11 protein-coding genes are annotated in these 12,331 nt (G+C 51.8%); 6 read left to right on the top strand and 5 right to left on the bottom strand.

Annotated elements, in window-relative coordinates; all coding sequences use genetic code 11:
* Nucleotides 1–155: 155 nt before the first annotated feature.
* Nucleotides 156–1,880 carry an FAD-dependent oxidoreductase gene (locus tag BN162_RS00195; protein ID WP_020223031.1) on the bottom strand — a complete coding sequence of 575 codons (1,725 nt, stop codon included), beginning with the start codon at nucleotides 1,878–1,880 and terminating at the stop codon, nucleotides 156–158.
* Nucleotides 1,881–2,055: 175 nt separating this feature from the next.
* On the opposite strand from BN162_RS00195, the gene BN162_RS00190 reads away from it, so the two are divergent.
* Nucleotides 2,056–2,970, top strand: a complete 915-nt coding sequence (locus tag BN162_RS00190; RefSeq protein WP_020223030.1) for a LysR family transcriptional regulator — start codon at nucleotides 2,056–2,058, stop codon at nucleotides 2,968–2,970.
* A gap of 86 nt (nucleotides 2,971–3,056) precedes the next feature.
* On the opposite strand, the gene BN162_RS00185 is transcribed toward BN162_RS00190, so the two are convergent.
* Nucleotides 3,057–3,797, bottom strand: a complete 741-nt coding sequence (locus BN162_RS00185; RefSeq protein ID WP_020223029.1) for an AAA family ATPase — start codon at nucleotides 3,795–3,797, stop codon at nucleotides 3,057–3,059.
* Between the two features lie 238 nt (nucleotides 3,798–4,035).
* Between BN162_RS00185 and BN162_RS00180 the strand changes: the two genes are divergently transcribed.
* Entirely contained in the window at nucleotides 4,036–5,031 is a 996-nt protein-coding gene (locus tag BN162_RS00180) for a hypothetical protein (protein WP_020223028.1), read from the top strand.
* Nucleotides 5,028–5,687, top strand: a complete 660-nt coding sequence (locus tag BN162_RS00175) for an HAD family hydrolase (RefSeq protein WP_020223027.1) — start codon at nucleotides 5,028–5,030, stop codon at nucleotides 5,685–5,687. Before BN162_RS00180 ends, BN162_RS00175 begins: the two co-directional genes overlap by 4 nt.
* A gap of 170 nt (nucleotides 5,688–5,857) precedes the next feature.
* On the opposite strand, the gene BN162_RS00170 is transcribed toward BN162_RS00175, so the two are convergent.
* Genes BN162_RS00170 through BN162_RS00160 form a run of 3 tightly spaced genes read right to left on the bottom strand, consistent with a single transcriptional unit; the run spans nucleotide 5,858 to nucleotide 9,368 of the window.
* Nucleotides 5,858–6,868, bottom strand: a complete 1,011-nt coding sequence (locus BN162_RS00170; RefSeq protein ID WP_020223026.1) for an aspartate-semialdehyde dehydrogenase — start codon at nucleotides 6,866–6,868, stop codon at nucleotides 5,858–5,860.
* Nucleotides 6,865–8,202, bottom strand: coding sequence for an aspartate kinase (locus BN162_RS00165; protein ID WP_020223025.1), 1,338 nt, complete (start codon nucleotides 8,200–8,202; stop codon nucleotides 6,865–6,867). Before BN162_RS00165 ends, BN162_RS00170 begins: the two co-directional genes overlap by 4 nt.
* Nucleotides 8,199–9,368 carry a homoserine dehydrogenase gene (locus tag BN162_RS00160; RefSeq protein ID WP_020223024.1) on the bottom strand — a complete coding sequence of 390 codons (1,170 nt, stop codon included), beginning with the start codon at nucleotides 9,366–9,368 and terminating at the stop codon, nucleotides 8,199–8,201. Before BN162_RS00160 ends, BN162_RS00165 begins: the two co-directional genes overlap by 4 nt.
* Nucleotides 9,369–9,465: 97 nt before the next feature.
* On the opposite strand from BN162_RS00160, the gene thrC reads away from it, so the two are divergent.
* The 3 genes from thrC to BN162_RS00145 are packed head-to-tail and all read left to right on the top strand — an operon-like array spanning nucleotide 9,466 to nucleotide 12,278.
* Nucleotides 9,466–10,962: a threonine synthase gene (gene thrC / locus BN162_RS00155; protein WP_020223023.1), complete on the top strand. Its 1,497-nt coding sequence runs from the start codon at nucleotides 9,466–9,468 to the stop codon at nucleotides 10,960–10,962.
* Nucleotides 10,955–11,848, top strand: a complete 894-nt coding sequence (gene thrB / locus BN162_RS00150; RefSeq protein WP_020223022.1) for a homoserine kinase — start codon at nucleotides 10,955–10,957, stop codon at nucleotides 11,846–11,848. Before thrC ends, thrB begins: the two co-directional genes overlap by 8 nt.
* Nucleotides 11,841–12,278 (top strand): ACT domain-containing protein, encoded by a 438-nt coding sequence (locus BN162_RS00145; RefSeq protein ID WP_020223021.1) that lies wholly within the window; start codon nucleotides 11,841–11,843, stop codon nucleotides 12,276–12,278. The genes thrB and BN162_RS00145 overlap by 8 nt, the downstream gene beginning before the upstream one ends.
* The last annotated feature ends 53 nt before the right edge of the window (nucleotides 12,279–12,331 follow it).

Genomic DNA, 12,331 nt, shown 5'->3' with positions numbered 1-12,331 from the left:
CTCTGAATTCAGGATACACCTTGTCCTTAGGGCAAAGTCAAGGCGCTGAAACAGGAAATTTTAACAAAAAGCAGCGCCTAAAAATCAGCGCTGCGGATGAGCTTGGGTTGCTTGTTCTATTCTCAATAGAACGATGAAAGTCTAACGCTTGTCAATCAGGCCTCTTCAGCTAGATATTTGCCTGTCAGATAGCCAAAGGTCAGACAGGTTGCACCCAGATTATGGCCAGGGAAATGCGTGGAATAACAGTTGCAGTACATATCGCCGACCATCGAGCCGACGCAGTATAAGCCTTCGATCACTTCATTATCGGCATTCATGACCTGCATGTGATCGTTGCAGCGGATTCCTCCTACCGTGGATAAAAACCATGGTGTGCATTGGATGCCGTAGAAAGGTCCGGTTTTGATCGGCAGCAGCAGTTCCTTCCGTTTGTAGAATTCTTCGTCTACGCCCTGCTCGCAATATCCGTTATAGCGTTCGATTGTCGCAAGCGTGGTTTCTTTCGGCAGTCCCAGCTTCTCCACCAGTTCCTCCAGCGTGTCGGCTTTGACCATTTTCACGTCAATGGAACCGGAGCCGTTCATTTCAATCGTGCCGGAGCTGGCAACGATTTCATCCCAATACTCGATAACTTCCTGTTCATTTTCAAAAACCTTCGGCCCGTCGACATAACGATGGTTCTGCCACTGCGGTTCAGAGGCATAGGCACGATCCCAAATCGCATAGGCATGATGTCCCTTTTCATGCATCAAGGATAATCCGCCGTGGGAGATTACGTTGTCCTCGTTGGTGTAGCGGACACCGTCGCTGTTGACCATCAGACCCTGGAAAGCCCGAACCTGACGGGTGATGCTGCGCCATTGGAAACAGAAAATCATCGGCGTCGGCGTTTCACTCTTATCCACGGCGGCCCCTGCCCAATAACTCATTTTATGTCCGGAGCCTTCCCAGATTCCACCCCGTCCAGCCTGCAGCGCCCACGGAATATATTTTTCCAGCATTTCTGCATCCGCACCAAAATCTCCAGTCGCCATGACAACGCCTTTGCGTGCGATATACTTCACGTATTCATTGTCCGCATTGGTGCAGATCACGCCGATGACCCGACCCTTTTCTTTGACCAGCTGCTTTGCGGCGTTTTCATAGCGCATATCCACGCCGGCCTGAGCGCAGTAGGCGGCCATGTTGTCGCAGACGTCCTGCTGCGGGTTATCATCCGGTCCTTTGCCGTTGGGACCGCCTAAAAATTCATGCGTTCCCGGGAATTCTCCGTTGACATCTTCCGGATCCGAATACCAGTGCTCCATAACCGGCGTCAGATCATGTCCTCCGACCTGGCTCGCTGAGGTCATGTGATCGATCAGCCAGTCCATCGCCTCACCGCTGCGCTTGGCGTGCAGCATCCACTTGCTGCCGTCAATACGGTATGAATGGTAGCCCATCATGCGCTTATAAATTTTGCTGATTTCTTCCTCGCTCAGCGCATACCCCTTTTCCCGGGTCAGCTTGGAATTGATCGCGAAAATAGAACCGCCGCGGCCGATGACCTGACGCATCCGTTCAATCAGAACAACCTCAGCTCCGGCTTCACGGGCAGACAGGGCACAGCACAACCCGCTGAATCCCCCGCCGACAACAACGATATCACTTTCTACTGTCGCTTTAATCTGATCATCCGGGATCGGATCCGGCGCCGTTTCCCAGGCAAACTGCGTCGTTGGGGCTATGGCCTCAGGACAAGGCGAAGCGGACGGTGCAGTCTGACTTTCACATCCGGTCAAAAGTCCTGCGGCGGCAAAGCCGACAGCACTGGCAGCGGCTCCCTTCAGGAAATCCCGGCGTGAAATTCCGCTGGTTATTTTGTGGTTTTGATTCATGACTTCATTTCCTCCTCTTGTGATTCCATTATCACAAGACTTTTCGGATTCGCCAATCATCTCTTATTTGATCTTTTTTCAACCAAAAGTTTCCACTGTGTTTTTATTTTCACAATATATGCTATAATATGCACAAACGAAAACAGGCGGAAATGATCAAGCGGGGGATTAAATTATGGACTTTCGGACTTTGAGCTATTTTGTTGAAGTGTGCCGGCAGGCTTCTTTCGCTAAAGCGGCTAAGGCTGCCTATATTTCACCGCAGGGTCTGCACAAAGCCATCCGGCTCTTGGAACAGGAATTAAAAACACCGCTGTTTGTCAAAACGGACAGTGGCCGTCAGCTGACGCCGGCGGGTGAATGTTTATATGAATTTGCCGTGCGGACGCTGGAAGAGTATAACGATACGTTGGAAAAACTGGAAGATCTCACCCGACCAAAAACCAATCAGCTGCGGATCGGCTTTTCCTATGGTACAATCGGTTCCCTGGGCATTAATACCCTTGTGGAATTCCGGCAGCACCATCCGCACATCGAGATTCTTCATGAGGACTTGCCGGATCTGCGCTGTGAACAGAAGCTGCTTGAAAAACAGCTGGATCTCGCCGTCACCGTAGCGCCTTTTGATCAGGCTCATTTTCATACCCAGCCCCTGTTCAGAGAACCGTTTCATTTCTGGATTAACCGCCAAAATCCCTTATCGACTAAAGCCCGGATCACATTCCACGATCTGCGGGATCAAAGACTCATGATGGTGGGCAAGGAATTCAAATCTTATAAATTTTTGATTCAGGGCTGCCGCCGCTTGGGATTTCGTCCCAATGTCGTGCTGACGACTTCCGAAATGGAGCTGCTCAGACAGTTTGTCTGCGATAATCACGGGATTGCGCTGACCGTAGAACATGAAACCCGGCTGCCGGCCTCGGAAGTTTTTACCAGCGTTCCCTTTGCCGATCAGGTTTGGAGTTACGGCGTTTCATGGTTAAAAAATCATAAGCTGACCGAAGCGGAAAAAACGCTGATCGGTTATTTTCAGACCTGCGCTCAGGCTCTTGAACCGACTGCGCTTCCTTCTTCGATCTCTCGCTGACTCCATCCGGACTTCAAGTCCGGTTTTTATTATCCTCTGCTGCATTGGATCATCGTAAACTGGATGCTGAAATGCACCTTTCCAGTTTATTCCAGAATCTGCCGGATCATGTTGGGGTTATTCAGAAACCGACGATATAAATTAACAGTCTGCGACTGATCATAACTCACCGCTGCCAACTCGTCATCCTGAATTTCCAGGATCTCGGCATGCGGACAGGCCAGCAGGATCGGCGAATGCGTGGCGATGACCAGCTGAGAATCTTCCTGAATCAGATCATTCATAATCGCCAGCATTGCAAATTGACCTGTCGGCGAGAGCGCCGATTCCGGTTCGTCGAAAATATAAAAGCCGCGTCCGAACAGCCGGCTGCGCAGCAAGGTCAGATAGCTTTCGCCATGGGACATTTTATGCAATGAAACCCCGCCGTAGCTGTTGAGCATGCGGCTGTCCTCAGCGGCGATGTTCTCAATTTCAGAGGCCACATTGTAAAAGCTTTCCGCCCGGAAGAAAAAACCATCCCGGCAATGCCGGACGCTTTTGACCAGCGTCAGCGCTTCATACAGAGAGGAATGTGTTTCCCGGGTGGCAAATTGAAAGTTGCGCGTTCCCCCTTCGGGATTGAAGCCCATGCCGACTGCAATCGCCTCGATCAACGTTGACTTTCCCGTGCCGTTATCCCCAGTGATAAACGTTACAGGCCGATGAAGCGTCAGGGCCTGAAAGTGTTTGAAAAGCGGAATAGTGAAGGGATATCCTGCACGTTTTTCCTCCGCGTCTTCATGAAGGCGGATCTGGCGCAGATATAATTCATGTTCTTCCAACATTTTCAGCTCACCTCTTATCTTTATTGTAACAGACCCTTGGCAAAAGAGAAGTTAAAAATAAAGACAGTCTGCTGGCCAACCGGATTGTTTCAGGCTGCGGGCATATAAACGGCGCTTTAAACAGGAGATGCGAACAGAAGCCGGATATGAATTGACGGCAGCCCTTGACAAAACATAATGTTCGTTTTATTATTAAATCAGTTTTAAAAAGTGTTTTAAATTTAAAGGAGGCGTTCTTATGGCTGATGCCGCAACGCTTAAACAGCTCAATCTGCAGAAAATTCGCAATGCTTTTCTGGAGGGCGAGCCTTTCAGTAAAACTGAACTGGCCGAAAAAACCGGCTTAAGTTTTCCGACGGTTGGCAAAATCATTGACGAGATGGTCAATTCACATCAGCTGCAGATTGTCGGCATGCGGAATTCCTCCGGAGGCCGCTGCAGCCGGATTTATCAATACAATCCCGATTTTCGCAATGCGATCGCCCTGATACTGGAAGGACCGCGGTTGGATTGGTTTGTTCTGGACAGTCTGGGTATGACAAAAAACCAGGGAAGAATTGAAATCGAATCGGATTCAGATCTGTTTGATACCCTGGCCGGTCTGCTTCTGCAGGCCCGCCGTCAGGAACCTTCGCTGTGCGGCTTCTGTTTAGGCATCGCCGCCAACACCAATGGTGAAACCGTCCAGCAGAGCTTTGAATATCCGCAGCTGAAGGGTATCAACCTGTTAAAAGAGCTGGAGTGTGTCAGCGGCTTAAAGGGTTCTTTGGGCAACGATATGTGGATTTCAGCGGAAGGCTGCTGGCAGCGCTGCCGGATGAACGATCAGACGACGCTGATCAGCTTCTATTTGGGCAGCTGCGGTTTCGGGTCAAGCTTTGTTATCGGCGGAAAAACGCTTAAGGGCGCGCATCAGGTTGCCGGTGAAATTGAACTGCTGCCCTGGATCCGCAAGGAAGGCTTGAATATGAACGCCTGGCCGGAAACTTTGCCGAAGGCGATCCTGCACTGCATTCTGACCTATGCGATTATTACCGATCCGGATTTCATTCAGCTGTATACGCATCCGTTTTTTATCCAGCATTTCGATGAAATTCAGACCCAGTTAAACACCTGTTTTACCGGTGTCCAGCCGCCGGTCTTACTGCTTTCCGATGATTTCCGGGCAGATTATGAGATCGGCCTGAGCCGCAGAGCCATGCAGCTGATGAACACCATGGAGAGCTCGTTATGAAAACCTACACCCATCTGGTCTTTGATATTGACGGCACGCTGCTGAATACGGAAATGGCGGTGCTGCATTCCCTGCAATGGGCCTTGCAGCAGCATGGAATTGCTCAATCAGTTGAGCAGCTTCGGTTTGCCCTGGGCATTCCCGGAAAGGATGCGTTAGTGCGTTTCGATCTGGATCATCCTGAACAAGTACTGCGGCAATGGGATGCGAAGTATATCGAATATCTGCAGGAAGTGACGATTTTTGACGGGATTGTGCCGCTGCTTCAAACGCTGCGGAAGCATCGCGTTGCCTGCGGCGTCATCACTTCCAAAACCCAAATTGAGCTGGCCCAGGATTTTCAGGCGTTAGGCCTGCAGCCGTATTTTGATGTCATCATCACCGCCGATGATACGCAGAAGCATAAACCGGATGGCGAGCCGATGCGGATGTATCTGAAACGCAGCGGGGCTGAAGCCGCAGAAACGATTTATATCGGAGATGCGGATTACGATCTGCAATGTGCCCATCACGCCGGCTGTGACAGTGCTCTGGCTGTTTGGGGCCGAAGCGATCGTCCCTCCACGCAGCCGACCTGGACGCTGCATCAGGTCAGCGATGTTCTGAAGCTGGCCGGACTGGATTGGGATTGTTTGGACCGGACTTCCAATCAATAAACTTATTCCGAAACAGAGGATGGATCTGACTGAATCCATAAGCAGTCCTCCCGATCTGTCCGTCTGTTCGTAAAAAGCCCTGGGTGCTTACCCCAGGACTTTTTTTATTAGAATTACGGTTATCTTTGTCTTTTGGAGGATCTGAATTTCCAACCGCATTGACCAGACAGTCAGTTGGAAGACTGAACGGATTTCCACCATTCACGGACAATTTCGACCGCGTTGGTCGCGGCACCCTTGCGCAGCTGATCGCCGCAGCACCACAAGGCGATTCCCTTTTCACAGGTCAAATCCCTGCGCAGCCGGCCGACTTCGACTAAATCCTGATCCGTGCAGTCCAGCGGAGTAGGATAAGGCTGTTCGTTAAGCAAAACCCCTTCGGCTTCTTCCAGGGCCTGACGTACTTCATCAAGACTGAGGAAGGCTTCAGTTTCCAGGTAAATCGATTCGGAATGACACCGCAGCACCGGAACCCGCACGCAGGTACAGCTGACGCGCAATTCTGGATCATGAAGGATTTTCTGTCCTTCATCATTCAGCTTCATTTCCTCTGAGCTGTAACCCGCTTCGTTAAATCCGCCGATCTGCGGGATGAGATTATACGCGATCTGCGCTGGAAACGTTTCGATGGTTGCGGCTTTTCCGGCTTCCAGTTCCATGATCTGCCGCTTTAGTTCAGCCAGCCCTGCCGCTCCGGCTCCGGAAACAGCTTGGTAGGTCGACACGATCATCCGTGTGATCCGGGACAGCCGGTAAATGGGCGCCACCGCCATCAGCGCGATAATCGTCGCGCAGTTGGGATTGGCGATGATTCCCTGATGCTTGAATATATCCTCAGCATTGATCTGCGGAATCACTAACGGTACGCCGGGGTCCAGCCGGAAAGCGCTGCTGTTGTCAACAAACACCGCGCCGGCTTTCACAATCCAAGGCGCCCAGCGTTTTGCCAGTTCGTTTTCAACCGCGCCCAGCACAACATCCATCCCCTCAAAGCTTGTTTCCGTTACCGCTTCAAGGGTCAGCGGCTGCCCTTTAAACAACAACGTCTGACCGGCGCTGCGCGGACTGGCCAGCAGCCGGACTTCGCCGATTTCCCAATCCGTTTGTTCTTCCAAGACTTGAAGCATTGTGCGGCCAACCGCTCCGGTCGCGCCTAAGATCGCTATTCGACAGGCTTTCATTCCTGCTTCCTCCCTTTTTTCGGCGCAAACGCCGCATACAGAACCTGAATCGCCCGGTCAAAGTCTTCATTTTCCACCCCGACGATGATGTTGATTTCATCCGAACCCTGCGCAATCATCCGAATGTTGATCTGATGAGCGCCCAGCGTTTGAAACAGCTGACCGGAAATTCCGCACTGCAGCGCCATGTTGCGTCCCACAACCGCAATCAGGCTGAGATTGCTTACAACCTTGATATCGTCGCATTCGCATCCCTGCTTCAGCTGGGCCACGATTTCATACAAGCTGTCAGCCACTGCCGCACTGGAAACAACGATGGAGAAATTATCAATCCCCGAAGGAACATGCTCGACGCTGATCCGATACTTCTCCAGCACTTCCAGCGCCCGCTTCAGCAAGCCGACTTCATTGGACGCATTGTGACGGTACATCGTGATGACGGTGAAGTCTTTTTTCCCGGCAATGCCGGTGACGAAGCGGGAACGATCCTCCTGTTGTGGATCGACATGATCGACAATCTGCGTGCCGGGATTCTCCGGCTGATTCGTATTTCGGATCACAATTGGAATGTTCGCGTCCTTCACCGGATAGATCGCATCCTCATGCAACACATTGGCTCCCATATAGGATAATTCGCGAAGTTCACTGTAGGTAATTCGCTCAATCTGAACCGGATGTTCGATAATCCGCGGATCCGCCATCAGAATTCCGCTGACATCCGTCCAGTTTTCATACAGCCGAGCAGACAGCGCTGAGGCTAAAAGACTGCCGGTGATATCCGAACCGCCGCGGGCCATGACCTTGATTTTGCCATTGGGCAAAGCCCCATAAAAGCCGGGAATGACAAACTTTTCCGTTTGCTGGATCTGCGCCAGGATCAGCTGACGGGTGAGGTTGTGATCAATCTTGCCGTCATAGCCAAACCGGATCACCTCGGCCGCATCGACAAACGGCCAGCCCAAATAGGCAGCCATCAACTTGGACGTCAGCCATTCCCCGCGCGATACCAGCTCATCCTGACTGATTCCCTGACGCATCTTCTCCCTGAGCTCAGCTAAAGGCTGCTCCAGATCCACGATTACTTGCAATTCATCGCGGATTTCATAAAAACGCTGGCGAATTAATTCAAAGAGCGGATCACAGGAAACCGAATACTGCAGATGGGCATGACACAAATAAAGTAAATCCGTGATTTTATTATCCTTTTTCCATCGCCGCCCCGCCGCACTGCAGACAACAATCTGACGTTCCGGATCCGTTTCCACAATGGCTTTGACCTTTTTAAACTGCTGGGCATCAGCCAGGGAAGAACCTCCAAATTTTGCAACGATCATCTTGCTTCCTCCTCGATCCGGGCAGCAAACAGCTGCGGATCCTGGGCGCGGGCCTGCGCGATCAGCGCTTTCAGCCTATTGTTCGCTGTCGGAACCGTCCACAGCTGCGTCCGCCCTCCGCTGCGGCGGATTTCCTGGATCAGCTCGGCAAACAAGCCGGCGGTTTCGGCTTGGGTTCCGATATAATATCGAACAGCCTCCGGATTTTCGCAAAGATTGGTTTCCTGCAGCGTCAGCGGTGAAACCGGATGATCATTCAGAATCTCCAACAGGTCGGTCAGCACGGCATGAGCGGTCGGCGGACCTCCTGCCCCCTGTCCGATCAAGGTTAATTCACCCAGATTGGCAGTGCGCAGAACCCCGGCATTCAGATTATCGCGAATCTGTGCCAACGGGGCGTTGAAAGGCAGCAACACCGGCTCAATCCCTGCCTGCATGCCTGAGGATCCTTGCTTTAACGCAGAGATCAGCCGGCAGCGTTTATCTTTAGCCAGAAAGGCCTCAATATCCTGCGCGCACAATCCCTGCAGCCCCTGCACCGCAAACTGGTCCCGATGCAGCAGCACGCCGAAGGCACAGCCGGCACTGATCATCAGCTTGCGCGCCAGATCTTCTCCTTCCAAATCTGCGCTCGGATCCGCTTCTGCATACCCGAGCTGCTGCGCCTGGGCAATCCCCTCCGCCAGCGACAGCCGATCCCGCTCCATGTGGTCAAGAATATAATTGGTTGTCCCGTTAAAGATGCCTTCGATCGAAAGCAACGGATCAGTTTGCTTCAAAGCTGTAAGCGTGCGCAGCCAGGGGATGCCTCCGGCAACACAGGCATCATAACGAAACTGAACTTTGTACTTTTCAGCCAAAGCTAACAACTGCGAAAAATAAGCTGAGACCATCGCCTTGTTGGAGGTCACTACAGATTTTCCGGCCTGCATGGCCTGACTGCAATAGTTCCATGCCGCCTCAGCTCCCGGAATCATTTCCACTATGACGTCAATTTCCGGATTATCCAGGATCGCAGCATAATCATACGTCATTTCCGGACAGGTCCGCGGATGCGGCTTACGAATCAGAATGGCAGCGGTCTGGATCACGGCATCCGGATGCTGTTTGAGTTGATCCATCAGGCTGCGGGCAACAGTCCCCCAGCCGAGCATTGCGATTTTCAAATGAATTCCCCCTTGTATGTATTTAAAATAAATACACTTGTTTTTCATTGAAAGACATTGTATCATAGAACTGTTAAAAAATTCAAGAGGTGGTAATATGAAAAAATCATTGCGCAGTACGCGCAGTTCACAAATTCAAACGGATTTCTGGACCGCTGTCCAAAACGGCATTGCCGAAGACGGCGGGCTGTATATTCCCAAAGACTGGCAAAACAAACAACTCAATGTTGAAACTCTGCCGGACAGTTACTTGCAGATTGCCCACGCTGTCTTATCCTGTTTTACTGATGAACTGGATCCGCAGACCCTCACATCTTTTCTGCATCAGGCCTATGATGGCCGCTTCGAAGCTGAAGACGTCGTTGCCTTAAAACCGCTGGGTTCGGATTATCTGCTGGAACTGTATCATGGTCCGACAGCGGCCTTTAAGGATATCGCGTTGTCGCTGCTGCCGTTATTTTTAAACGAAGCCGCAGCTCGTCAGGAAAATCCGGCGCAAACATTGATTTTAACAGCGACTTCCGGGGATACCGGAAAAGCGGCGCTGGAAGGTTTTAAAGACCGCAGCGGCTGCGAACTGCTTGTCTTTTACCCTGATCAGCGGGTCAGTGAAATTCAGCAGCGGCAGATGCTGACCAGTGAAGGCAAAAATGTCGGCGTCTGTGCTGTCCGCGGGGATTTTGACGACGCCCAAAGTGCTGTGAAGCGCTGCTTCGCTGATCCGCAGCTCAGCGCTGAGCTGCAAGCTCATCATATCCGGCTTTCCAGCGCTAATTCCATCAATATTGGACGATTAGTTCCGCAGATTGTTTATTATTTCTGGGCCTACCGAAAACTGCGCAGACAAGGCGTGCTTAAGACAGGCCAATGCTTGAATTTCAGTGTACCGACCGGTAATTTCGGGGATATTCTGGCCGGCTATTATGCCAAACAGATGGGCCTGCCTGTCGGCAAGCTGATCGTCGCCAGCAATGCCAACAATGTCCTGACTGAATTTTTTACGACCGGCCGCTATGACTGCCGGCGAAAACTCGTCAAAACGACATCGCCGTCCATGGACATTCTGATCTCCAGCAATCTGGAACGCTTACTGGCGCATGAATCAGCCCCGGACGACGGCTCAGTCAGTCTGTATATGGAACAGCTGAAACAAAACGGCTGGTATCAGATTGAACCAAGCCTGTTAGCGAAGCTGCAGCGTCAATTCGCCTGCGGCGACTGCCTGGATGATCAGGCAGCGGAAACGATCCGCCAGGTGTACGCCCAGACCGCTCAGATTCTTGATCCCCACACCGCCGTCGGCGTGCATGTTTTGCGGCAGCTACGGCAAAAAGGCAAGGTTCAGGATCCCTGCGTCATTCTGGCAACCGCTTCGTGCTATAAATTCAGCAGGGATGTCCACGAAGCGCTGTTTGGACATTGTGATTTAGATGAATGGTCGGCCATGGAACAGCTCTCCGCCCGCACTGGCCTTCCAATTCCAACCGCTTTGCAGGGCCTGCGTGAAAAATCCATCCGGCATACCGACAAAATTGAAAAAGACGCGATTGTCGATTATGTCCGGCAGAAAGTGCAGGTTATGAAGCATGATTAAAGTCATCGTTCCGGCCACCACGGCCAATCTTGGGCCGGGATTTGATACACTGGGCCTGGCATTGGATTTGGAAGCTAGTTTCACCTTTACTTTGGCGGATCAGTTTGCGATTACCGGCTGTCCTGAACGCTTCTGCAATGCCGACAACTTGGTTCAGCGCGCCTATTGCCGGCTGTTCCAAAAACTGAATGAAGAACCCCTGCCGGTGCGGATTACGATTGACTCACCGATCCCGCCCAGCCGCGGTTTAGGTTCTTCTTCCGCCTGCATTATCGCCGGTCTGTGCGGAGCCAATGCCCTGCTGAATGAACCGGTGTCGGCCTTGGATCTATTGCGTCTGGCCTGTGAATTGGAAGGTCATCCGGACAATGTCACCCCCGCACTGCTGGGTGGACTCAAGGCTGCCATTGTCGATCAGGACTGCCTATTGACCGCCGATTTCACCGTCAGCGACCGGCTGCATTGGGCAGCGTTGGTTCCGGACTATGAATTGGAAACCCAGCGTGCCCGGCAAGCGCTGCCAGCTGCCATTCCGCACGCTCAGGCTGCCGGAGCTTTGGGCAAACTGGCCTTTTTGTTAAAGGGCTTGGAAACTGCGGACAGCGCCTTATTGGAAGCTGCCATGAATGAACCGCTGCATGAACCCTACCGTATTCCATTAATTCCTGAATATGATGAAGTCCGGCAGCTGTGTCGGGATCAGGGGGCCGCTGCCGTCATGATCAGCGGGTCCGGACCGACGCTCTTAGCGATATTTCTCAACACGCTTCCGGAAGCCGCATTATCCCTAAAGCTGAAAACGTTCAGCCATCATTGGCAGCTGCTGGCATGCCGAGTCCAGCAGGAGGGTACCCGCATTGAAATGAAGGAGGACTTTTATGAGTGAACAATATTTGATCGTCAATACAAAAATTTTGCCGGACTTCTATGAAAAAGTCGTTGCTGCCCGCGATCTGGTTGAGCAGCACAAAGTCAAAGGCGTCAGTGAAGCCGTCCAGCGAGTCGGCATCAGCCGCAGCACCTATTATAAATACAAAGACTCCATCTTTTCCTTCTCGGAAAATGCGCGCGGCCGCAAAGCGGTTCTGAGCATGATTCTGACGCATCAGCAGGGAGTTTTAAGCGAGGTTCTCAACGAGCTGGCTGCTCAGCATACCAGCGTTCTGACAATCAACCAGTCGATCCCTATCCACGATCATGCCTCCGTCAGCCTCTCCCTGGATATCTCGGATCTGGATTGTTCCATTGACGAAGTCCTGCGCAGCTTAAAGGAGAAAAAAGGCGTCACCAATGTCCGACTGATCGATTTGGAATAAACTGAGCTGGACTCACAATTCAATTTAGGTATCCTGTATAAAGCAAAAAAAAA

It is taken from the genome of Holdemania massiliensis AP2, assembly GCF_000327285.1.
In the GTDB taxonomy this organism is placed as follows: Bacteria; Bacillota_I; Bacilli_A; order Erysipelotrichales; family Erysipelotrichaceae; genus Holdemania; species Holdemania massiliensis.
Note: the sequence above shows the minus strand (reverse complement) of the source record. Positions and strands in the feature narration are given on the sequence as shown.